Source organism: Brevibacillus sp. HB1.2 (assembly GCF_013332495.1).
Taxonomy (GTDB): Bacteria; Bacillota; Bacilli; order Brevibacillales; family Brevibacillaceae; genus Brevibacillus; species Brevibacillus porteri.
The window spans coordinates 34,155-56,193 of the sequence record NZ_JABMIU010000003.1 but is presented as its reverse complement, the minus strand read 5'-3'; the positions used below and the strand labels follow the sequence as shown (position 1 = coordinate 56,193).

The following is a 22,039-nucleotide window of genomic DNA, read 5'->3' as shown; positions in this document are numbered from 1 at the left end:
TCTTCTCTTCACCACAGCAACATAAAAAAAGACCTCTGTTCTTAACAAAGGTCTCCTCCATTGAAAACATTCTTCACCTAAATCAACGCCACCATTTTTGACCTGCTTCCCAATATACATACAATCATAGCAAGTAATAATTGAAAAAGTGGCGTGGTATCTACCTTGTAAGTCTAATGCCATTGTATTACCCATCTCCGAGCTACAGTTTAGGAAACCGTTGCTCTATCCTGCTGAGCTACGGGGATGCGTATAACTGCATTTATTGGCTTTTAGCCTAGCCTAAAGACTGTTGTTACTCCAAAAGTCTCTCGTTTCTTTATCACACAGTTTTAGTATACATTATTCAATTCAAATACAGAAAGAAAGACAAAAAACACCAAACAAATGGTGTTTTCATACTTTGATATTAAAAGCCTTCTGACTTGTGTATCACGCTGACTTCATATTACTATCGTCTGTCTCAATTACTTGCTAAAATGCTTGGAACTGCAAATTAGCTGCCTTAAGTTCCTTTAGTAACGCCATTTCGATTTCTTCGACCGATTGATTATAAGGTAGGTAGGCTACACCATTGATGTCTGAGGGTAATTCTACATTTGACTTATAAATACAACACACTTTAGAACGTCCCAGTTTCCCATAGAAGAAGCCCAATTCAAATATCACGTTTTGTCTTGCTCTAAACCTATAATTAGGATAGTCCTCGTTTAGTGCACCTATATCATCGGGAGTAAGTAAAACAACCGCATACTTTACATCAGAGCACTTTTCGAACTTTTCAATCAGTGTCATCCCGTTGTTTGCCATTCGATGTAGTACCACAGGCTCCAAACCTATCCTTCTTAATAAACTCTCTGTTTCAAGTAATGCAGTTCTATCCCTACCGTGAACTACAAAAACCTTTTTCGAATCGTTGCCTTGTGATTTTGAACTTGATTGGGTATTTTGTCCCGTAGTGGATATAGAAGGTAACATACTTTCCAAAATGGCAATATGATTCATAAGGGACTCATAACCATTTTCATTGATTGTTTTACCAGTGTATGAATAATGAAAATCCTCAAACTTAAACTCTACTAACCCTAAATCTTTTGCCCACTTATTCATATCAGAGACATATTTATTAAAAATGTCAGACTTCTTCCATTCTCCTTTGTATCCTCTGATATCTTGAAGCATTTTTTTCAACTGAAATACCGCCACATCTATATTCTTAATCAAAGGATTCACCCCCTAGAACAATTTTCCATTATCTTATTATACTTTGGGAGCATTTTGGAGAACAAGTTTTTAGTCCTCTTTACCACACAAATACATGTGAATGTAAGCGCTCATCAAAACTTCCAAAAATGCAGTGTGGAAATGATGACCTAACAAAAGATACTGAAAATTATACCTAGCAAAAGACATGTAAAATACAGAAGTATTTGTAATTTAAAAAAGAAAAAGAGAGGTGTAATCCTCTCAAAATCTAATACCTAAAAACCTATTTTCATCTTTGCTTCTATCCAACTTGGCTACTATCAAATTACTATCAGTAAGCTTCTTTATATCTTCGTCTAACAATTCATCAATATTAATTGTTACAAAGTACTGACCAAATTTGAAATCACTCAATAAAAAGTTAACATACTCAAGTAATTTAGGTTTAACTACTACATCAGGTTTTGAATATGAACCATCATGTATCAAAAAATTAATAGCCCGTCTCTGTTCAACTCTGTATAAAAACCAAGTCAAATCGAACATATTTATTTTCATATATAGCCTACCATGTGAGTTTTCATCAGGTATAGAGCAGTTTATTTTTATTCTACCAGTTGGCATGTTACTTCTTGCTGAGTTTTCGTATTCAAAATTCAATACACCTGCTTGATTATATGTCTCAGCCGTTAGTTGATTAAAAACAATATTTAAGTAATCTCTTTGTTCTTCAAATGAAGCAAATTCATCGTTTCTAATAGCTGTAACTCTGAGCTTTTCAGCTTCTAGCATATTAATTTTTTCATTAATACTATTTTTTCTGTTGTATTCCGAAATTCTTACTTTTACTTCCGCAAGTTCTAACTGCTTACTTTCAAGCTCCCTCATTGTGGAAGTAATATCTTCAACAAAATCATTATTAACTATTAACTCACTAGCATACTTTAATTCATTTTCCAGTGTTGCTTTTTCATGTGTTAAATCTATTATTTGTAGCTGAAGTTTTTCAATTTTATCATTGAAATATTTGCCGCGATTTTCAACCATAAACTCATAGAACTCTTCAACTTCTTTGTAATTTTTACTAATGTTATCTGGAAAATATCCAAGTAATTGTTGATAAAAAGGTTTTACATCCTTCAATTCTTTAATATCTTTAGTTTTAATCGTTAAGTTTTCAATATTTTTTTTGTATTGTTTACAGATATGTTCTGCCTCAAAAATTTGTTTTTGAATATTATTTAGCTTAGTTTTAATGTCAGAATATTTAATGGTTTGTTTATTATATTGTCCTGACATATCAAACGTATTAATCGAAGCTTTTATACTATTTATTTCAGATTTAAGCTCTTCTTCCTTGATTTTCAAATTATTAATTTGTACACCGATATTTTCGATAAGTTTAATCTGTTGCTTATACTCATCAATTTCTTTTTTTATATTATTAATTTCAGATTCTGAATTATGTGGAAGCCCAAATAGATACGCCAGATATGCGTAATTATTAGTTGCATTTCTTCCAATTAAAGTTATATCATTAAATCCCTTTTTTTCGTCCCTTATAATGTATTCTCTTAGTGCTGAAAATGAAAAATCACAATATTCATCTTTAAATACTAAATCATGAATGATTTGCTTATACTCGGTGAGAGTATGGGTTTTCCAATCTGCTAAATCAAAAGATAATATACTATTTGTTAAACTAAATCCCTTCTTGGGCATATTGAACAATCTAGCAAAATACGCGGTATTTTTACTTGCTTCGATTTGAAGAATTAACATAACGTTTTCGACAATTAATGTTTCATTCTGCTCATATATTTTATTCATTGTCTTACCTAGTAACATCTCGATGCAATCAACCATTGTAGTTTTACCAACACCGTTTGTTTCATCCTCTTTTGACCGCTTTTCACCAAGAATGATGTTAACACCATATTCATTAAAATCGTATTGTTTAAGTATTTTTTCTTGCTTGAGACTGTAGATATACAATTTTTTTAGAATCATAGTGGGTTCCTCTTTAACATATTTTGATTATTTAATACTAGATTCATTGAAAAAAGCAGTGTTAATGCTAAATATAAAGTTCTTTCAATATTTAAGTTGAGGGTAATATTTCTTTTTTGGGCATAAAGCAAGAACAATTCATCTACATGAAGTTCTTTTTCCAGTAGCTCAAAAAGCACTTTCGAAGTGTAAAGTATATTTTCTTCAACGATCTGATGCTTTGAAACTAAGAAGTAATCATGTTCAGAAATTATATACTCCATATCCAACTGCTCCCTTTTTTCTAATAAAGCAGATTTAAAATCTACAATGTTGTCCAGTAATGATGTAATAAACTTTGTCTGATTAGATTTCAAATACCTTAAGGATGGAATTTTATTATACCTTGGTGCAGAATCAGGAAGCGCCTCCATTCCCTACACCACCTTTATTGTATTCTTCTTTTCATTAAAGATACCGCAATCATAAATACACCATGCAATAAGTATCCTAATGTATCTACGTGTCTCGTTCTCTGTATACGGTAATCTCATTTTAATTGTATTATTAAAGATTATGTCAACAAGATTTATAAAAATTTCATCACCTGTGGAGTAACTATTATGTATCCCAAAGTACGTTTCAATAATGATTTCAGATAAGATTTCTTTCTTCTCTGACTCGATGTATGAAGTTGTATTCATTATTTCTTCAATAGCTGAGAAATACGTGGCATACCTAAGAAACAGGTTTTCAAAAGATTCACTGCACCTCATATTTTCAAACTTTTGTTCTATTTCCTCTTTCTTTGTCTCGTATTTTGATGTATTTCCTTTTTTCTGAGGATGTTGATGAAAATCAATAATAAACTGCTTAAATTCGTCCTCATTTAATTCATTGTCATATTCTTCAACTATGTTTTGAGATGTAGTAACATCTTGTTTTTTTATTCTATCTAAAGGGAATGATAAAATCCCAGTACTAGCTTTTCTTCCTACATTATTATTAATAGTCCAATAATGTGAATCTCGGTTCCAAGAATGATAACGTACATTAATCGTCCCAGTATCCAAAGTTACATTAGCAGTCACAAACCCTCCATTTGCATAAGAGTCAAGTAATCCTGCCCCACTAACAACATTCAGAATAGAAGTATTACCATTTGCTTCAATATGGTATCCCGGTTGATGAACATGACCAGATAGATACATATCTATGCAATAATCTTCAAAGTTTGATTGAATAGCATTTTTGTCTACTGGAAACATACACCCTAAGGTATGGTGACCAATAGCAATGTTTATTTTATTTGATGTATTATCAAGCTCATCTAAACATTTCAATAATTTTTGTTTTCCAACAAGTAAAGAGCCTTCCTCATTCGATTTGTAAGCAACTAAACAAGTATTAATATGAACAATATTGTATTTGTCTGAGCCTTTAATAAAATGTATCTCTTTTTTTGGATAATCTTCGCCTATGAAATCTTTATAAAACTTAAAAAAGTTACTGAAGCTCTTTAAAAGAACTTTATTTGTACTTGTTGATCCGAGAGATTTATCAAGCTCATCAGAAGAAGCCCCATTAGATTTTATTCCTTCAATTACAAGCCCTCTTGTTTCATCTCTATTTAAATCGTGATTACCTGGGACTATATATACATTTTTTCTAGTTAAATTGATCGATGCCAATACTTCATCTAAATAGTCTTTAATAGATTGCTTAAATCTTGAACCTTTATGCGTTATATCACCTGTAATAACTAAAAAATCAAATTGCGTTGTTTTTGACATTTCTGAAAGGTACTTCAACAACTCTTTACGCATTTTTTCAGACTCGTAGTTATTGAAGTGAAGGTGTAAATCTGAAATCTGAACAAAATTTATCTCCATAAATCCCATCTTTTCCTAGTGTAATTTTTTACATTTGATTGGAAAATACGACAAAATAGTTCAAATTCCTCTTTTATAAATTTTCATTGATTTATTTTACAACTATGTTTTTAACTGTTCTGAATCAACATTTTGCTTGTATACTCTATTACCTGTCTGTAAAAAGTATTAGGCTACATATCAATCAAGTCTCTTTATACATTCTCCCGCAGTAATACTGCCTGTTTTCCATTTTCCATTCGTTATACAAGGAAAGAAACGCATCTGACACAAGTCCAAGTAATAATGCACAGGATCGGAGTGTCCATAACTTTATTAAAATCAATCTGTACATAGTAGCTAAAGTTGAAGCTTAATACTGATCGAAGATACCTAGGGGAGTACTTCACAGTCATAGACACATTACATCTAGCTGGAACAGTTTATACACTTTAAAACGTTTTCCCTACAGGCAATATTCCCGATACGAAACCCCTTATAACAATCACCTAGATAATTTGGGCATGACCCTTAATCCCTAATCTTCCTCGAATTACGCATAGGTCAGCCGCTCTTCAAGTCGTAATCGAACAGCTTCTTTCTTGAGTTCATCGCTATAACGCAAAAAGACTTGTCCTTTTTTGGGTGGCATGAAAAAACCCCTCCGGTCAACAGTATTGAGTCCATCGTATCATGAACTCTTTATTTACTGTCTACCATAAGGGGATAATACCAAGTGTCCCAAAGATCTTCACTTATTTCTCCTGTTTCCTCAACGATCTTTCCGTTTAAACGGGTTTTAAATATATTAAAAGCTTGGAGAATCGTATCAGTTCCGACAGGAGAAGAATATTTCCAGACGTAGCGACTTGTGGAGTCCTACCGAGCGGAGAAGGGATGAGCGGGAAATAGAAACGCAACGTGCCCGGGCTACGAAGCGGCTACCACTTTTGCGTTTCCCCGCGAATCCCTTCGGAGCGGACAGTCTTAGCCCCCAGCAGGACGGAGCCTGGAGCCTAGACTGGAGATATTCTTCTCTTCACCGCAGCCAATACGCAGCCACATAAAAAAGACCCTTGTCCTAAAACAAAGGTCTTCTCCATTGAAAACATTATTCACCTAAATCAACGTTATGGTACACCTGCTGCACATCGTCCAGGTCTTCCAAAGCATCGATCAGCTTTTCGAATTGAGCTTGTACATCTTCTGTCAGCGTTACTTCGTTTTGTGGCAGCATGGTCAGTTCAGCTACGGTAAACTCATTAACGCCACCATTTTTGAGTGCTTCTTGAACAGCATGGAACTGTTCTGCATCTGCGTAAACAATGACAGCACCGTCTTCATCCAAAATGTCGCGCACGTCTACATCCGCTTCCATTAAGATTTCCAGCACTTCATCAGAGGTTTTACCTTCCAAGCCAAATACCGCTGTTGGGTCAAACATATAAGCAACCGAACCGGATACGCCCATGTTTCCGCCGTTTTTGTTGAAAGCGGCACGTACTTCAGGAGCTGTGCGGTTTACGTTGTTGGTCAGTGCATCCACGATGATCATGGAACCGTTTGGCCCGAAGCCTTCATAGCGCAGATCGCTAAACGTTTCATCAGAGCCGCCCTTTGCTTTATCAATCGCGCGGTCGATAATCGCTTTCGGTACGCTGTATGTTTTGGCACGCTCCAGGACGACCTTCAGAGCACGGTTGGACTCTGGGTCCGGCTCGCCTTGCTTTGCCGCTACGTAAATTTCCTTTCCGAACCTCGCGTAAATACGACTGGTGCTTGCGTCTTTAGAAGCTTTCTTCTCTTTAATATTGTTCCACTTACGACCCATAATCCCACTCTCTTTCAATATGGCAGATTAAATATGATTACTCCGGATTCCTTTTACACACTAGCCTATTATACCTCAATCTTATGAAATATGTTAAGCAGTGGAAGAATTTAAAAGCACAGCCCCTGATTAGGAGAGCTGTGCTTTGCTTTTACGAATCTTACTTCTTGGTCAATCCTTCGTAAATCGTCTTGATATTCCATTCCATCATTTTGATGTACGTATCGCCATCTTCTCCCGGCTTTCCGAGAGAGTCCGTAAATACTTTGCCGACAATCGGTACACCAGTTTCATTCGATACCATCTCCATGCTGCGCGGATCGATACTCGTCTCTACGAACAGGGCCGGGATTTTTTTCGCACGGATCGTATCGACCACCTGTGTGACCTGCTCTGGTGTTCCTTGGTTCTCCGAGTTGATTTCCCAAATGTATGCCGCTTCAAAATCGTAAGCTTCGCTGAAATATTTGAACGCTCCCTCGCTCGTCACAAGCATACGCTGTTCTTTCGGAATCTGGCTGTATTGCTTAACCGCGTCCTCGTGCAAAGCAGTCAGCTGTTCGATGTACTTCTTGGCGTTTTGCTCATACGTTTCCTTGTGCGCTGGGTCCACCTTGATCAAGGCATTTTTTGCATTCTCCGCATACTTGATGCCATTGCGTACATCCAGCCAAGCGTGCGGGTCTTCTTCGCTCTCTTTGCCTTTGGTTGTCAAGTGCTTAGCCGCTACGCCCTCACTGAGTCGGAACACGGGTGCATCCGGACCTGATTTGCCTGCTGTGTTCATGAGATTATTGAACCAAGAGTTGCCCGCCTCCAGATTCAAGCCGTTGTAGAAAACCGCGTCTGCATCCGTCGTTTTTTGCACGTCAGCAGGCAGTGGATCATATTCATGTGGATTGGAACCAATCGGAGCGAGACTATGGATCTCTACCCGATCTCCCCCAACGTTTTTTACGATGTCATACAGGATGGAATACGTGGTCACGACCTGTAGCTTGTCACTATCTGATTTCGTGGGCTCGTTCGCACTTTGCGGAGCACCACACGCTGCCATTAATACGGTTGATACTAGAAAAACGAAAAACAAATTCCATTTCTTCATTACGATATTCTCCTTTACTTTGAGAGCTCGACTCGTTTTTGTCGGGCTCGGATTGATTTCCATACCACCCCGTGTTTTCGGGAGAAGAGAAAGGCCAGGAAGAATAACACAGTTGCAACCACGACAATCGTGGCACCAGAGGCCAAATTATAAGTAAAGCTAAAATAAAGGCCGATAACCGAAGACAGCATCCCAAAACCGCCAGCCAAAAAGATCATGATCGACAAACGGTCCGTCAAAAGATAAGCAGTAGCAGCCGGTGTAATCAGCATGGCCACGACTAACACGATTCCTACGGTTTGCAAGGAAGCGACCGTTACCATCGTCAACAAGGTCATCAGCAAGTAATGAATGAGGTTGTTACGCAAGCCGTAGGCAGCAGCAATAGTCGGATCAAACGAAGTCAGTAACAGTTCTTTGAAAAAAGCGTAAACGGTCACGATGACGACGATCCCGATGCCAACCGTCACCCACATGTCTGACGAACGTACAGCCAATACATTCCCGAACAAAATGTGATACAGATCGGTACTGCTTTTCAGCATCGTAACCATGATGATCCCGAGCGCAAAGGCGGACGTGAACAAAATCCCAATCGCTGTGTCGTTCTTGATGCGGCTATTTTGGCTTACGTAGCCAATTCCAACCGCGGTGAGTACACCCGTTAAAACAGCGCCCACGAAGAAATTGATTCCAAAAGCATAGGAGAGGGCCACCCCAGGTAAAACAGCGTGTGAGATGGCATCCCCCATCAAGGACATCCCCCGCAAGATGATAAAGCTGCCAATGACGCCGCAGATTAACCCAACCACTACGGACGTAAACAATGCTTTTTGCAAAAACTCATACTGTCCAATTGCCATCAAGAAATCCATTATGCAAGCACCTCGGTCTTTTCGAGAAATGGTAGTTGATAGGAATATGCTCTCGACATGACTTCTCGATTTAGCACTTCATCGACCGTACCGAACTTGATCAATTCTTTATTCATTAGAAGAAGCTGATCAAAATACGCATATGCTTTGGACAAGTCATGATGGACGACGACAATCGTTTTGTCCTGAAACTGCAGCTCTTTCAAAATGCGAATGATGGTGTCCTCGCTCGCCACATCAATCCCCACAAACGGCTCGTCCAGAAGCAGTAGCTCCGGTTTTTGCGCAAGTGCCCTTGCAAGGAAGACACGCTGTTGCTGCCCGCCGGAGAGCTCCCCGATTTGCCTGTCGCGGAAATCCTCCAACCCTACTCTTCTCAAGCATTCCAACGCCCACACTTTTTCCTTTTTTTTCGGAAATTTGAACAGTCCGACACTTGGGTATGTCCCGATCAGCACTGTATCCATGACCGTGATCGGAAACGTCCAATCAATCATGCTCCGCTGTGGTACATAGGCAATTTTCTTCCGGAATTCATTTGTCTCTTTCCCAAAAATCCGTACATTCCCCTTATCTCTCGGAATGAGGTCCAAGAGCGCTTTGATCAGGGTTGACTTCCCTGCCCCGTTTGGACCGATGATTCCAACCATGCTCCCTACTTCAACTTCAAACGAAACATCCCGAACAACTTCATTCCCAAAATAAGAGACATGCAGGTCCCTTACCGTGATAGCAAATTCCATAATTCTTCCCTCCAATAATAGCCCGTTATATGTTCCCGTCCAAAAACCGATGGTGAAACGGGTAATTCCTCTATGCACATATGCCTACACACAACAATGTAGTCTTGTACCAATAATATTCACCTGAGAAAACTAATATGCATTCGTATAAAAAAGTTGCCCTAATGCAAAATTAAATGATTTCCATTATCATGTCAATATATTCTTTTTTCTGAAATACAAAAAAAGTGCAGCCTCTGTTTAAAAGAGACAACACTTCCAAAACATTCCTATTTCGTTCATAATGAAAAGCTTTTTTTCTATAAAAATAAATAAACATATGTGAAACAACAATAGTTATGTTAATATGAACATTATCTGTTTGATAAAAATCTAAAAATTGAAAACTAACTAAAAATAAGAAAGAGGTGGATCGTATGCAGGATCAAAACTTGGCGAGAGGTCTAAAAAACAGACACGTACAACTCATCGCGATCGGCGGTGCAATCGGAACAGGATTATTTTTGGGCGCAGGAAAATCGATTCATTTGGCCGGCCCATCCATCTTATTTGCTTACTTGATTACGGGCATCATCTGCTTTTTAATCATGCGCTCACTCGGGGAGCTCCTCTTGAGCAATTTGAATTACCATTCTTTTGTGGATTTCGTCAAAGACTATTTGGGGAACATGGCCGCATTTGTCACGGGCTGGACTTACTGGTTTTGCTGGATTTCCATCGCCATGGCCGACCTGACAGCTGTTGGTCTGTATACGCAATTCTGGTTTCCGGAAATACCGCAGTGGATGCCAGGCTTAATTGCCCTCGTGATTTTGTTAATCATGAACCTAGCTACGGTGAAGCTTTTTGGAGAAATGGAATTTTGGTTCGCGCTCGTAAAGGTCATCGCGATTCTCGCCCTGATTTTTGTCGGCGTCTTCATGATCATCAAGGGCTTTTCTACGAACGCAGGTGCGTCTAGCTTCACGAATCTCTGGAGTCATGGCGGTATGTTCCCGAACGGCTTCAATGGGTTCCTTCTCTCCTTCCAGATGGTCGTGTTCGCATTTGTTGGGATCGAGCTTGTCGGTCTAACAGCTGGTGAAACAGAAGACCCAAAACGAGTCATTCCAAAAGCAATTAACCAAATCCCGATTCGGATTTTGATTTTCTACGTTGGCGCTCTCATCGTCATCATGAGCATCTATCCTTGGAACGCGATCAACCCGTTGGAGAGTCCATTCGTGCAGGTCTTCGCAGCGATTGGTATTGCAGCCGCTGCCGGTATCGTCAACTTCGTTGTACTGACATCCGCTGCTTCCGCATGTAATAGCGCCATTTTTAGTACAAGCCGGATGGTTTACTCCCTTGCCAAAGAAAAGAACGCACCTGTGCCTCTTACCAAACTGACTGCCAACAAAGTCCCGGCAAATGCACTACTCTTTTCAACAGTTGTTATCCTTATCGCCGTTGTATTGAATTACGTCATGCCAGAAGGCGTATTTACGCTGATCACAAGCGTTTCGACCGTTTGTTTTATCTTTATTTGGGGAATTACCGTCATCTGTCATTTGAAATATCGCAAAACGAGACCAGATTTAGCAAAAGCGAATACATTTAAAATGCCGCTCTATCCTTTTGCCAACTACCTGATCCTGGCATTCCTTGCCTTCATTCTAGTCGTGCTGGCACTCGCGGAAGATACACGAGTCGCCTTGTTCATCACACCTGTATGGTTTATTCTGCTCGTCGTGATTTACAAACTGCGGAAAACGAAGACAAATGAAATAGAGGTAGCAGAACACTAAGCAGCGCCTCCTGTTTTCACTTTCAACATCGGTGAAAATAGGAGGTGTTTTATTTTGGTATGTCCTCGAGTTGTTCCCCTTCAAATACCCCTTCGATCACAAGCCCTTTCTTGCATTTGAGATAGTACATAAACGGAAAATAGGAAACGAAGCCAAACAGAACTGCGCCCATCCCATACAGCAACGGTACAGAAAGCAAATGCAAGATTCCCGCTACCCACCCCTTTACCTGCATACGGAAGAGCAAAGCTTCCGATGCGCTCAATTGCCCCATTACGAGTAAAAGTAGAAAACGGAAGGCCCCATCCAAAACCCCGATCGAAACCCCAGCTCCCACGCACAGCTTTAGATAGGACGATATTTTTATGTATTTGACCTTTACTCTCGTCATCCACTGCACCCCTTTTTCAAAATTTTTTCTAAAAGAAAACTAGCTTCCTTCCGCTTCGATGTGTACTATATGTAAAATACCAAATCCAGCATGAGGTGATAGTAAACATGACACAGCAGCATTCGTCCTATGCAAGACCTCCACTCGCAGATTGTATTCCTGATCTCGTTGCCTTTTCCAGAGGGGAGAAAAAAGCGACCCTCTTCATTCATAATGGCACGCTCGTCAATGTTCTCTCCGGTGAAATCTTGCCGAATATGTCCGTCGCTGTCGTTGGTACCCGTATCGCTTATGTCGGTCCTTATGTGGAAGGGATGACAGATGAATCCACCAAGATGATCGATGCAAAAGGAAAGTATATGGCACCTGGACTGTTGGACGGGCACTGTCATATCGAGAGCAGCATGCTGTCCGTGACGCAGTTCGCCAATGCGGTACTGCCGCTCGGAACAACAGGCGGCTTTTTCGACGCCCATGAGATCTCGAATGTTCTCGGTCTACCTGGTTTACGTATCATGCTGGATGAGGCGAGACAAACACCGATGGCTGCTTACATGCAGGTCGCTTCCTGCGTTCCTTCGACGGATGCTTCCTTTGAAACGGCTGGGGCAGAATTCGGACCAGCAGAGGTCGCAGAAGCATTGAGCTGGGGACCGGATATGATCGCACTCGGAGAAGTCATGAACTTCCCTGGCGTCGTGTACGGTGACCCGAAAATGATTGGAGAGATTCAAGCGACACTGCGGGCAGGAAAAGTAGTGGATGGTCACTATACATGGCCTTCAAGCGATCCGCGTCTGGCTGCTTATGCCGCTGCGGGTGTATCCGGTTGCCATGAGTGTGTGACCAGCGAAGATGTCGCACAGCGCGTACGGCTCGGCATGTATGCTAAAATGCGCCGCGGCTCTGCCTGGCACGATGTTGCAGCAACGATCAAAGCACACACCGAACAGGGAATTGACTCCCGCCGGATGATGCTCGTGTCCGATGACCGCATCTGCGATTCGTTGAAAGAAGAAGGACATATGAACTTCATCGTCCGACACGCGATCTCGCAAGGAGTGAAGCCCGTTACTGCCTTCCAGATGGCGACTATCAATACAGCAGAACGATTCGGTGTCGCAAGAGATGTAGGCTCGATCGCACCTGGTATGATTGCCGATATCATTTTGCTCGACGGAAATCTGGCTGATGTGAATGTCGTGATGACGATCGCGCGCGGTGAAGTAGTAGCAGAGAATGGTGAAATGACGATCGAACTACCTCCGTTCCCTTACCCTGCGTTTGCTGTCAACTCAGTGAAAATCAAGGCTGATCTCACGCCATCTGACTTCATCATCAAGACCCCTGTTCCATCTGGGTCGATCAAGACGCGCGTCGCAGGTGTCCGCGAAAATCATGTAGAGACGGATGAAGTATTTGTGGATATAGCTGTCGCAAATGGTGAGCTTCAGATTACGCCAGAGAGCGCCTTGTGCAAAATGGCTATTTTCGAGCGTCATGGGAAAACTGGCGGCTCTGCCATCGGGATTGTCGGCAATGTCGGATTTAACCAGCCAGCAGCGATTGCCATGACTGTCGCCCATGACTGCCATAACGTGCTTGTCATCGGAAACGATGATGAACGGATGGCACAAGCAGCAAATGCTGTGATCGGCATGCAAGGCGGTATCGCTGTCTTGACTGGAGACGGCAAAATCGTGGAGCTTCCGCTGCGTTTAGCCGGACTGATGTCGACTGAGCCTTATGAAACAGTTGTGAAGCAATCCATGGAGATTAGCCAAGCGTTGGTGAAGGCTGGCTGCACGATGAACTACGCCTTTATGACATTGTCTTTGCTTGCTCTGGTCGTCATACCGACCTTGCACATATCGGATACGGGCTTGATTCGCATTTCAGATGCGGGATTTGAGCGGGTATCACTGTTTGTGGAATAACGACGACATCCCCTCTTTTGCGAATGTGCAGGAGGGGGTTTTCTCTTTTGGCTACCTTATTCTTCGACCAGCTGAGCCACTTTGCATAATTGATAGAAATAGAAAACCCCACGCATTTGTACGCGATTCATCTGATCTAGATAACGCAACGTTTCCAAAGCGATGTTTCGCGCCTCTCTCACATCCTCTTCATTCATGTTCGCGATGGCTTCCTTTAGCTCCACAACCGATAAGGAATAGACAGCAGGTCGCAGCGTACGAAGCAGCATGATTTTGCGGATTTGCGAGCGATTGAATAGGCGGTAGCCATTTTTCTCATCACGGGAAGTCGCAATGAGCCCAACCTTTTCCCAGTGACGAATGGTTGAGCTGGGCAGGGAAGTCATGGCTGCTACCTCCCCAATCGTCATCCATTCGCTGTTTCCAGCTTCCTCGTACTTTCCTGCTCCACCGTCTTCGAGCATTGCCAAGTTTCGTTCGGCTATCTGCTTGTCCCTCTGTAGATTGGCCTGAGCCTCATTCACACGCCAAAGAGCAGCCTGCAACTGTCTATCCTGGATCAGTCGCATCACCTGCGCTGTCACTTCCATCCCAAATCCGGGAGACATGGCTTGAATACAGGTAAAATAAGCGACATGTTCCTCCGAATACTTCCGGTAGCCACTCGCTGACCGTTCCACAGGCGGAACCAGCCCATGTGCTTCGTAATTGCGCAAGGCGCTCGTGCTCAGCTTCAGCTTACGTGCAATATCAATGGGGCGCATGGCAACCACCAGCCTCCTACCCGACTTTCTTCGATGAAGATTAAAGCTTAGTTGTAAAGTTATTTCAATCTTAACCCGCTTTATTCCTTTTTCTTTGGTTAGACCTTAGAATTAGCTCGAATGTTGTAAGATGAATGTGACAAGTGGAAGGAGGCGCATTACCCCATGCACAAAGCTGAATTCGAACGGCAACTGACAACGCTCATTCAAAAGGGCTATCCTGAAATGGCGGGCATGACAGCAGATGTGTTTAGGAAAAATCTGGACCCCCTGCAATCACTGACAGAAGCTCTCCCCATTCAAGAAGATTCCCAACAAGAGGGCCTCGTCCCCTTTGTTCTCGTTGTGAAAGGCGATTGGTTCGACGGAGAAAAAGCGATGCAAGCCATCGAGCGTCAAAAGAAAGCTGGCTTCAGTGTCATGGATGCAGAAGAAATTCGGCGCTTTACACCCATCGAGGGCATCGAGATTCCTACAGGAATGGCTTACCTAATGACCGGAATTGATACAGGAAAAGAGACGTTGAACGTCACTCCGAATGACGCGATGCCCATCCTCTTGGAGCAACAGCGTTCTCCGCTCACGCTGGAGGAAGGGATTGCCCTGATCACTCACTTCCCGGATCTGGTAAAGAAAAACAACGGCTTTTCTCTGCTCGGATCGCGTTGTGGCGACCGACGCGTAACGGCCATGTGGATCAGTGAAAATAAACCGAAGCTAGGTTGGTGCTGGAACGGCAATCCTCATACGTGGCTCGGATCAGCTTCCTGCCAAGCTCGTTTGGACGAAAAAAAACCTTGAAGCTCATTCAAGGTTTTTTCTTTCTTATTCTTTTTCATTCAACGTAACACCATTTATTTTCAAATGAGCGCGAAACATTTCCAACATCGAAGGCATTGCCTCTTTTTCTGGCCATGAATCCGTTTTCCACAAGCTTGCTTGTTTAAATGCGCGCGGGCAATGGAGGAAGCACTCCTCTACCTTCACGATCACGCCGATGCCGCTTGTTTTACCCTTCCATTCTTGCGCGGCGAGTAGCTCTGCATCTTTTGTAATGTGGGCTGATCCGTTAATACGCAACACTTCTTCCAGACCTGGAATCAGGAAAATCATTCCCACCTGCGGATTGGCAATAATATTTAGCAAAGAGTCGACCCGTCTGTTCCCCATTCGCTCGGGAAAGATAATATGGTGATCATCCAGCACTTTAACGAAACCCGGCTCGTCGCCTCGTGGGGAAACGTCACATCTGCCTGAAGCATCTGCTGTGGACAAGAAAAACAACGGCGACATAGACACATAATGGATCACATGCGTCTCAACCTGCGCGATGCTTTTTTTCACAACCGCCTCTTGCGGTTCTCCTACCAGGCTTTTTAGTTCGTCTGCACTGGTTATAAGATCTTTTACTTCCAATGGATTCCACATAGGTTCTACTCTCCTCTCTTTTGTGTATATCCCTGTCTATCATCATAAGTCCCTTGGGAATGGAAAATCAATGTCTACAGCAGCAAGTTTTTAGTCTGCCGGTGTTTTGGCTGCTCGTTTACTGATGAAATCTTTGTAAGCAACAATCTTACGTTCTAGCATATCATCCACAGCGATTAACGTTTTTATTTGTTGCTCAATATATCGTTTATGTTCTTCTAAAAGACCCAATCGAGCTAAGGTCGTATGTTCTCCTTCTACAAACAGGGAAGCGTACTGCTTTATTTTTGAGATCGGCATTTGCGTTTCTTTTAACTTGATAACGAATTGCAGCCATCGAATATGTGAATCGTTATATCGCCTGTCACCGTTTTCATCGCGATCAGGAATAATTATTTTTTCCTTTTCATAATAACGCAACGTATGTGTGCTTATCCCTAATAGCTGTGCCACTTCACCAATTGTGTACATAGGAAACCTCCGCATTGATCTAATACCCTTGACTTAGAGTTTACTCTAATCAGTATAATCAGCTCATCGTTACTTCTCAATGAAAGCTAGTGAATAAAATTCAGGAGGGATTTTCATGAAATATACGGTTATTACGGGAGCAAGTTCAGGAATTGGCTTTGAAACCGCTCTGGCATTTGCTGCTCGCGGAAAAAACTTAATTTTAGCAGCTCGTCGAACGGAGGAATTAGAAAAGCTACAATCAAAAGTGGCTGAAATCAACGCAAAATTGGATGTCGTCATTCGAACCGTTGATTTGAGTGTGAGCGCAAATGTGCATGATTTTTACGACAGTCTAAAGGATTATGAGATTGAGACCTGGATCAACAATGCGGGGTTCGGAAACTTTGCTTCTGTTGGGGAACAAAACTTGAATAAAATTGAGTCTATGCTTCACTTGAATATCGAAGCACTCACGATTCTATCTTCTCTTTATGTTCGTGACTATGCACATGTTGAAGGAACGCAAATCATCAATATTTCTTCAGGCGGAGGCTACAAAATTATTGCTGACGCCGTCACCTATTGCGCAACGAAGTTCTATGTAAGTGCCTTTACGGAAGGTCTCGCACAAGAATTGAGGGAGCATGGAGCAGCCATGCAAGCAAAAGTCTTGGCACCTGCTGCGACAGAGACCGAATTTGCGAAGCGTTCCTTTGATATTGATCAATTTGAATATGCTGGTGCAGTTCCCAAGTTCCATACAGCTGCTGAAATGGCAGGTTTCTTGCTCGATTTATATGACAGTGAGAAGGTAGTAGGAATAGTGAATGGAGCGACATATGAGTTCGAGCTAAAGGATCCGATCTTTACGTATGTGTCGAAGTCAAGAAACTAGTCGAGACGTTATTTTCACATAAAAAAGAGGATGCGCAAGCCGCATCCTCTTTTTTTGAATTACACCATGACTTTGCAAATGTCGTTCGTAAACTCTACCGGGTCTTGAATCGGCAAGCCTTCGATCAAGAGAGCCTGATTGTACAGGAGAGCCGTATACAGATTAACCTTTTCCTTGTCTGTGTCAAATGCACCCTTCAACGACTGGAACACCGCATGGTTCACATTGATCTCCAGTACCTTGTCTGCCTTCACATTCGAATTGTTCGGCATCGCATTCAAGATTTTTTCCATTTCGATCGTTACTTCACCCTCGGTCGACAAGCAGACAGGGTGTGACTTCAAGCGTTTGGAAGCTTTCACCGCTTTGACTTTTCCTTCGAGCAGCGATGCCATATAGTCGAACAGCTCTTTGTTGTTCTCGTTTTCGGCTTCGGCTGCTTTTTCTTCTTCGCCCGGTTCGATTCCCAAATCGCCGCTCGACACGGATTTGAATTCCTTTTCCTTGTAGTTCATCATCATCTTGATCGCGAACTCATCGACGTCATCTGTGAAGTACAGGATTTCGTAACCTTTCTCGGATACGAGCTCTGTTTGCGGCAGCTTTTCGATTCGCTCGATCGACTCGCCAGATGCGTAGTAGATGTACTTTTGATCTTCTGGCATTCTCTCTACGTACTCTTCTAGCGTCACCAGCTTTTTCTCTTTGGAAGAGTAGAACATCAACAGGTCTTGCAATGTTTCTTTATGCATTCCGTAGTCGCTGTACATGCCGTATTTCAGCTGTCTGCCAAACGAATTGTAGAACAGCTCATATTTTTCCCGCTCTGTTTTCAGCAAGCTTTGCAGCTGGCTTTTAATTTTGCTCGTGATGTTTTTCGCAATCAGCTTCAATTGACGATCATGTTGCAGCATCTCACGAGAAATGTTGAGCGACAGGCTCTCGGAGTCAACCATCCCTTTGACAAAGCTGAAGTAGTCTGGTAGCAGGTCCGCACATTTGTTCATGATCAGTACGCCGTTCGCATACAGCTCCAGACCTTTTTCATACTCCTTCGAGTAGTAATCAAATGGCATGCTCTCCGGGATGTACAAAATCGCCTGATAAACAACGGCTCCATCTGCACTGATGTGGATGTGCTTGAGCGGCTTGTCGAAGCCGTAATGCTTGCTCGCATAAAACTGCTCGTAATCCTCAGTTGTCAGCTCGCTTTTATTTTTTCGCCAAATCGGAACCATGCTGTTCACGATTTGTTCTTCCGTCACTTGTTCGTACTCGTTTTCGCTGCCCTCTTTTGGCTTATGCTGCGTAACGTCCATTTTGATCGGGTAACGAATGAAGTCAGAGTACTTTTTGATAATCGCTTGTAAACGGTACTCTTCCAAGAAGTCGTCGTAATTCTCTTCTTCTGTATTCTCCTTGATTTCGAGAATGATCTCGGTCCCGACGGAATCTTTGTGATAAGGCTCGATCGTGTAGCCATCCGCACCACTGGACTCCCATTTGTACCCAGTGTTGCTGCCCAGTGCTTTACTGATGACCGTAACCTTGTCGGCAACCATGAAAGCCGAGTAGAAACCTACGCCGAATTGACCGATGATGTTGTAGCCATCTTTCGCGTCGTTTTCTTTTTTGAACGCCAACGAACCGCTCTTCGCAATGACACCCAGATTGTTTTCCAGCTCATCCTGCGTCATCCCGATCCCTGTATCTGTCAGGGTCAGCGTTCTCGTGTCTTTGTTAACCGCTACTTTGATGTAATAGTTCTCTTTATCGAACACCAATTGATCATCGACGAGCGATTTGTAGTAAATTTTGTCAATCGCGTCACTCGAATTGGAGATCAACTCGCGCAAAAAGATTTCCTTTTGTGTGTAAATAGAATGGATCATCATTTCCAACAGACGTGTAGATTCTGCTTGAAACTGCTTTTTTTCCATGAAATACCCACCCTTCCGGACTTCTTATATATTCCTTTTCCAATGTTAGCACTCTCATCTCGCGAGTGCTATTCACTATTTTTATAACAGTCTTAGATTTTTCTGTCAATATGAACCAGCTAGAAAGAAAAACCGCCAGCGTGACGGTTTTCGAAAGACTGCGCCTATCCAGGAAGTAATCCAACTTTAACAAAATGGAATTTCATCTAGTCAACTTGGTAAAATGGCCGGGACATATTAGTAAAAAGCAGTATGGTAATAGTCTTGGTTTCACTCAAATTGAGGGTTAATGTACGTTTGATCAGTTGGATTAAGGAAACGAATTGCAATAGATGAAGAGCAGCTTTATGATGATAAAAAACAGAGGTGTCCATTTCATGTATTTCATACCATTTACTGATGAGTTAATCTCAGAGGCTGGGCAACTATTGTCCAAACGTCATAAACTAGATCGAGAAATCCTTTCGGTACTACCAATTGAATGTGAAGATGAAAATTATGCAACGACTGCTGTTAAAACGATATGGTCAAAACCAAACAGTAGCGGAGTCGCAGCAATTGAAGATGGTAAATTAATCGGATACCTAATTGGACAAAAGATTGAAAACCCTCTTCGGGATCGACATGTCTGGATGAAGTTGGAGGGGCATGCAATTTCTCGCAATACCTCCGTTGAATTATATAGAGATCTTTATTCAGAGGCTTCTCAACTATGGGTAGATGAGGGGTATTTTAGTCATATTGCGCTAATTCCAGCCAGTCAACCGGAATTACTTCATTCTTGGTTCCGTTTAGGTTTTGGCTTTGAACAAACACATGCATTACTCTCATTACTTGATCGGGAATCTCCCCTTCCCTTGAGCATTCCAGATGTTGAAATTCGCTTGGCATCCCCAGAAGACCGTAGTTTGGTAGAGGATATTGCAAATATTATTAGAACTCATCAAAATAAGGCACCCGTTTTTGGTTATTCTTTACGTGATGACCCTCAGGAATTACGTAAAGGCTATGCAGGTCTCCTTGATGATCATGATGTCGATTTCTGGATCGCCTTAAAAGATGGAAAAATTGTTTCTTTCCAAGGATATTTCCCCTTAGATAAAAGTGATGTAAATTTGAATGTACCGGATCGTTGTGTTGAATTAGGAGTTGCTGGTACTCTAGATCAATATCGCGGACAAGGTATCAATTATGCACTTACACTACATGGACTTGCCCATGCGAAGAAAAAAGGATATGTCTACTGCATGACAGATTGGAGAGAAACGAATTTACAATCTTCACGTTTTTGGCCCCGTCAAGGCTTCCTTCCTGTTTCTTACAGAGTTTCTCGCCTTATTGATAGCAGAATAACTTCGGTGATAGAGTAATTCCAAATTCCCGTCCTCTCCTATTTTGAAATACGGTATTCAAATAATCGTTTCACGAATCCGTCTAATTTTTTCAAATTTCCTTCTAAGCTGATCGGTACGGAGTGAAAGTGATAATGAACCAGTTCACGATCCCCAGATCGAAACAAAGAGAGAACGAAGAAGAAACCCTCGGGTCAATTGCCCAAGGGTCTCCTTTACATGCTGCTTATTATTTCACCGGAATATAGCCCGTTTTTTCTACTAATTCTTGTCCCTGTGGAGACAAAATCCATTCGATCAGTTTCGCTGCATTCGGATTGTCCGTCCCAGCTGTCACTGCGTAAAACTCGGCCGAAAACGGATACGCTCTGTTTTTTATCGTTTCCTTATTAGGCGCAACCCCATCAATTGCGAGAAGACGAATGTTTCCGTTTCGCACCATTTCAGTGGCATAAAACAAGAACGAGTAACCGATGGCATTCGAATAATTTTTATAGTTGGCTGTTTGCTCGATGATTCCACCCATTCCTGTTACCACGTCTTCTTGTGGCGCGGTCATGAGTTCTTTATCCCCCATGATCTTCTGCAGCATCGTCTGACTCCCGCTATTTTCTGGACGCTGAAAGGCGCGAATGCGCTCATAGCCGCCCCCGACTTCATCCCAAGAACTGATGTCTCCCACATAGATGTCCTGAATTTGCTGGGTAGTGAGTCCTTGAACAGGATTCTCTGTATGGACGAAGAAGACAAAGGCTTCCCTACCGATTGGTGTCAGCTTAAGCTCTACTCCTTTTTCTTTTGCTGCTAGGAGCTGCTCCTCAGAAGGACCTGCTACAAAGATGACATCGACCTTGCCATCCAGTAAGTTATCGTACGCTTTTGGCGTCTTACTTACCATGACTTCGCTGTCGTAGAGGTCGTATGTCTTGTCGGGATAAACAGCCTGCACAAAGGAGGCATAGAGAGGATACAAAGCCGTCGCCCCATCTATTTTGGGCAAATCAGACTGTAACGACAGTGTCGCAGGATGATCAAGTTTATTGACCTTGGAATCTGCACCAAACGGTTTATACTGTTCCAGATCGACCTCTGCCTCACTGACCACAGGAATGCTGTTATGGTAATAGCTACTGATCTCATATCCTGCAACCGGCAGCGTACAAAAGAGAAAATAGACAAAGAGGGCTTGGTTCCATAGCCGACTCTTTTGCAGGGCGAACATTTGTCCGATGATGTAGATGATAAAAACGACCGTCGTGACAGCCACGAGAAGGGAATAAACTCTTCCCTGTGCGTTCAGGGCCGTCATTACCACCGCCACGACTCCAATCACAGTGATGATCGCACCCAAAACGATACATCCAAAGATTTTCCCTACCAATTCTTTGTTCATTCCTTCTCCTCCCAGTTCTCCTACCGTTATTATAAATGATTGGAAGAGATTAGGAAGGAGAAGCATACCAAACGAGCCA

19 protein-coding genes and 1 pseudogene are annotated in these 22,039 nt (G+C 42.2%); 5 read left to right on the top strand and 15 right to left on the bottom strand.

Annotated elements, in window-relative coordinates:
* Nucleotides 1–474 precede the first annotated feature (474 nt).
* The 9 genes and pseudogenes from HPY28_RS08350 to HPY28_RS08315 form a co-directional block, all read right to left on the bottom strand.
* Entirely contained in the window at nt 475–1,224 is a 750-nt protein-coding gene (locus HPY28_RS08350; protein WP_254613086.1) for a TIR domain-containing protein, read from the bottom strand.
* 243 nt (nt 1,225–1,467) lie between these two features.
* The gene (locus HPY28_RS08345; RefSeq protein WP_174230389.1) at nt 1,468–3,216 is read right to left on the bottom strand and encodes a DUF2326 domain-containing protein; all 1,749 of its coding nucleotides are present in this window, start codon (nt 3,214–3,216) and stop codon (nt 1,468–1,470) included.
* On the bottom strand, nt 3,213–3,629 hold the full coding sequence (locus HPY28_RS30395) for a hypothetical protein (RefSeq protein ID WP_254613085.1): 417 nt from the start codon (nt 3,627–3,629) through the stop codon (nt 3,213–3,215). The genes HPY28_RS08345 and HPY28_RS30395 overlap by 4 nt, the downstream gene beginning before the upstream one ends.
* Nucleotides 3,630–3,632: 3 nt before the next feature.
* Nucleotides 3,633–5,087, bottom strand: coding sequence for a metallophosphoesterase family protein (locus HPY28_RS08335; RefSeq protein WP_174230388.1), 1,455 nt, complete (start codon nt 5,085–5,087; stop codon nt 3,633–3,635).
* A 491-nt stretch (nt 5,088–5,578) separates the two neighbouring features.
* Nucleotides 5,579–5,718 (bottom strand): annotated as a pseudogene (locus HPY28_RS30390) (IS3-like element ISBth8 family transposase); the annotation flags it as partial.
* Between the two features lie 459 nt (nt 5,719–6,177).
* Nucleotides 6,178–6,897, bottom strand: coding sequence for a YebC/PmpR family DNA-binding transcriptional regulator (locus HPY28_RS08330; RefSeq protein WP_017250864.1), 720 nt, complete (start codon nt 6,895–6,897; stop codon nt 6,178–6,180).
* Between the two features lie 160 nt (nt 6,898–7,057).
* Nucleotides 7,058–8,002, bottom strand: a complete 945-nt coding sequence (locus HPY28_RS08325) for a metal ABC transporter substrate-binding protein (RefSeq protein WP_017250863.1) — start codon at nt 8,000–8,002, stop codon at nt 7,058–7,060.
* 14 nt (nt 8,003–8,016) lie between these two features.
* Nucleotides 8,017–8,877, bottom strand: a complete 861-nt coding sequence (locus HPY28_RS08320) for a metal ABC transporter permease (protein ID WP_017250862.1) — start codon at nt 8,875–8,877, stop codon at nt 8,017–8,019.
* The gene (locus tag HPY28_RS08315) at nt 8,877–9,620 is read right to left on the bottom strand and encodes a metal ABC transporter ATP-binding protein (RefSeq protein WP_017250861.1); all 744 of its coding nucleotides are present in this window, start codon (nt 9,618–9,620) and stop codon (nt 8,877–8,879) included. Before HPY28_RS08315 ends, HPY28_RS08320 begins: the two co-directional genes overlap by 1 nt.
* A gap of 416 nt (nt 9,621–10,036) precedes the next feature.
* Between HPY28_RS08315 and HPY28_RS08310 the strand changes: the two genes are divergently transcribed.
* Entirely contained in the window at nt 10,037–11,407 is a 1,371-nt protein-coding gene (locus HPY28_RS08310) for an amino acid permease (protein WP_026043272.1), read from the top strand.
* A gap of 49 nt (nt 11,408–11,456) precedes the next feature.
* On the opposite strand, the gene HPY28_RS08305 is transcribed toward HPY28_RS08310, so the two are convergent.
* Entirely contained in the window at nt 11,457–11,798 is a 342-nt protein-coding gene (locus tag HPY28_RS08305) for a hypothetical protein (protein WP_174225659.1), read from the bottom strand.
* 107 nt (nt 11,799–11,905) lie between these two features.
* Between HPY28_RS08305 and HPY28_RS08300 the strand changes: the two genes are divergently transcribed.
* Complete coding sequence (locus HPY28_RS08300) at nt 11,906–13,735, top strand: adenine deaminase (protein ID WP_174230387.1); 1,830 nt, start codon at nt 11,906–11,908, stop codon at nt 13,733–13,735.
* Nucleotides 13,736–13,791: 56 nt separating this feature from the next.
* Here the strand turns inward: HPY28_RS08300 and HPY28_RS08295 are convergent, their stop codons facing one another.
* Nucleotides 13,792–14,499, bottom strand: coding sequence for a MerR family DNA-binding transcriptional regulator (locus tag HPY28_RS08295; RefSeq protein ID WP_174230386.1), 708 nt, complete (start codon nt 14,497–14,499; stop codon nt 13,792–13,794).
* Between the two features lie 165 nt (nt 14,500–14,664).
* Between HPY28_RS08295 and HPY28_RS08290 the strand changes: the two genes are divergently transcribed.
* Nucleotides 14,665–15,300: a DUF5701 family protein gene (locus HPY28_RS08290; RefSeq protein WP_174230385.1), complete on the top strand. Its 636-nt coding sequence runs from the start codon at nt 14,665–14,667 to the stop codon at nt 15,298–15,300.
* 24 nt (nt 15,301–15,324) lie between these two features.
* Here the strand turns inward: HPY28_RS08290 and HPY28_RS08285 are convergent, their stop codons facing one another.
* Both HPY28_RS08285 and HPY28_RS08280 read right to left on the bottom strand, forming a co-directional pair.
* Nucleotides 15,325–15,927 carry an MSMEG_1061 family FMN-dependent PPOX-type flavoprotein gene (locus HPY28_RS08285; protein WP_173624190.1) on the bottom strand — a complete coding sequence of 201 codons (603 nt, stop codon included), beginning with the start codon at nt 15,925–15,927 and terminating at the stop codon, nt 15,325–15,327.
* Nucleotides 15,928–16,017: 90 nt separating this feature from the next.
* Nucleotides 16,018–16,398 (bottom strand): MerR family transcriptional regulator, encoded by a 381-nt coding sequence (locus tag HPY28_RS08280; protein WP_174225657.1) that lies wholly within the window; start codon nt 16,396–16,398, stop codon nt 16,018–16,020.
* Between the two features lie 115 nt (nt 16,399–16,513).
* Between HPY28_RS08280 and HPY28_RS08275 the strand changes: the two genes are divergently transcribed.
* A complete protein-coding gene (locus HPY28_RS08275; RefSeq protein ID WP_173624192.1) occupies nt 16,514–17,275 on the top strand; it encodes an SDR family NAD(P)-dependent oxidoreductase in 762 nt (253 codons plus the stop codon).
* A 59-nt stretch (nt 17,276–17,334) separates the two neighbouring features.
* Here the strand turns inward: HPY28_RS08275 and htpG are convergent, their stop codons facing one another.
* A complete protein-coding gene (htpG, locus tag HPY28_RS08270) occupies nt 17,335–19,215 on the bottom strand; it encodes a molecular chaperone HtpG (protein WP_017250852.1) in 1,881 nt (626 codons plus the stop codon).
* Nucleotides 19,216–19,592: 377 nt separating this feature from the next.
* Between htpG and HPY28_RS08265 the strand changes: the two genes are divergently transcribed.
* Nucleotides 19,593–20,585: a GNAT family N-acetyltransferase gene (locus HPY28_RS08265; protein WP_174225654.1), complete on the top strand. Its 993-nt coding sequence runs from the start codon at nt 19,593–19,595 to the stop codon at nt 20,583–20,585.
* A gap of 211 nt (nt 20,586–20,796) precedes the next feature.
* On the opposite strand, the gene HPY28_RS08260 is transcribed toward HPY28_RS08265, so the two are convergent.
* Complete coding sequence (locus HPY28_RS08260) at nt 20,797–21,960, bottom strand: PstS family phosphate ABC transporter substrate-binding protein (protein WP_174230384.1); 1,164 nt, start codon at nt 21,958–21,960, stop codon at nt 20,797–20,799.
* Nucleotides 21,961–22,039 lie beyond the last annotated feature (79 nt).

Bases quoted from the DNA above. Each gene is read 5' to 3' on its own strand.
- HPY28_RS08345 (WP_174230389.1), bottom strand. From the start codon at position 3,216: ATGATTCTAAAAAAATTGTATATCTACAGTCTCAAGCAAGAAAAAATA.
- HPY28_RS30395 (WP_254613085.1), bottom strand. From the start codon at position 3,629: ATGGAGGCGCTTCCTGATTCTGCACCAAGGTATAATAAAATTCCATCC.
- HPY28_RS08335 (WP_174230388.1), bottom strand. From the start codon at position 5,087: ATGGAGATAAATTTTGTTCAGATTTCAGATTTACACCTTCACTTCAAT.
- HPY28_RS08330 (WP_017250864.1), bottom strand. From the start codon at position 6,897: ATGGGTCGTAAGTGGAACAATATTAAAGAGAAGAAAGCTTCTAAAGAC.
- HPY28_RS08325 (WP_017250863.1), bottom strand. From the start codon at position 8,002: ATGAAGAAATGGAATTTGTTTTTCGTTTTTCTAGTATCAACCGTATTA.
- HPY28_RS08320 (WP_017250862.1), bottom strand. From the start codon at position 8,877: ATGGATTTCTTGATGGCAATTGGACAGTATGAGTTTTTGCAAAAAGCA.
- HPY28_RS08315 (WP_017250861.1), bottom strand. From the start codon at position 9,620: ATGGAATTTGCTATCACGGTAAGGGACCTGCATGTCTCTTATTTTGGG.
- HPY28_RS08310 (WP_026043272.1), top strand. From the start codon at position 10,037: ATGCAGGATCAAAACTTGGCGAGAGGTCTAAAAAACAGACACGTACAA.
- HPY28_RS08305 (WP_174225659.1), bottom strand. From the start codon at position 11,798: ATGACGAGAGTAAAGGTCAAATACATAAAAATATCGTCCTATCTAAAG.
- HPY28_RS08300 (WP_174230387.1), top strand. From the start codon at position 11,906: ATGACACAGCAGCATTCGTCCTATGCAAGACCTCCACTCGCAGATTGT.
- HPY28_RS08295 (WP_174230386.1), bottom strand. From the start codon at position 14,499: ATGCGCCCCATTGATATTGCACGTAAGCTGAAGCTGAGCACGAGCGCC.
- HPY28_RS08290 (WP_174230385.1), top strand. From the start codon at position 14,665: ATGCACAAAGCTGAATTCGAACGGCAACTGACAACGCTCATTCAAAAG.
- HPY28_RS08285 (WP_173624190.1), bottom strand. From the start codon at position 15,927: ATGTGGAATCCATTGGAAGTAAAAGATCTTATAACCAGTGCAGACGAA.
- HPY28_RS08280 (WP_174225657.1), bottom strand. From the start codon at position 16,398: ATGTACACAATTGGTGAAGTGGCACAGCTATTAGGGATAAGCACACAT.
- HPY28_RS08275 (WP_173624192.1), top strand. From the start codon at position 16,514: ATGAAATATACGGTTATTACGGGAGCAAGTTCAGGAATTGGCTTTGAA.
- htpG (WP_017250852.1), bottom strand. From the start codon at position 19,215: ATGGAAAAAAAGCAGTTTCAAGCAGAATCTACACGTCTGTTGGAAATG.
- HPY28_RS08265 (WP_174225654.1), top strand. From the start codon at position 19,593: ATGTATTTCATACCATTTACTGATGAGTTAATCTCAGAGGCTGGGCAA.
- HPY28_RS08260 (WP_174230384.1), bottom strand. From the start codon at position 21,960: ATGAACAAAGAATTGGTAGGGAAAATCTTTGGATGTATCGTTTTGGGT.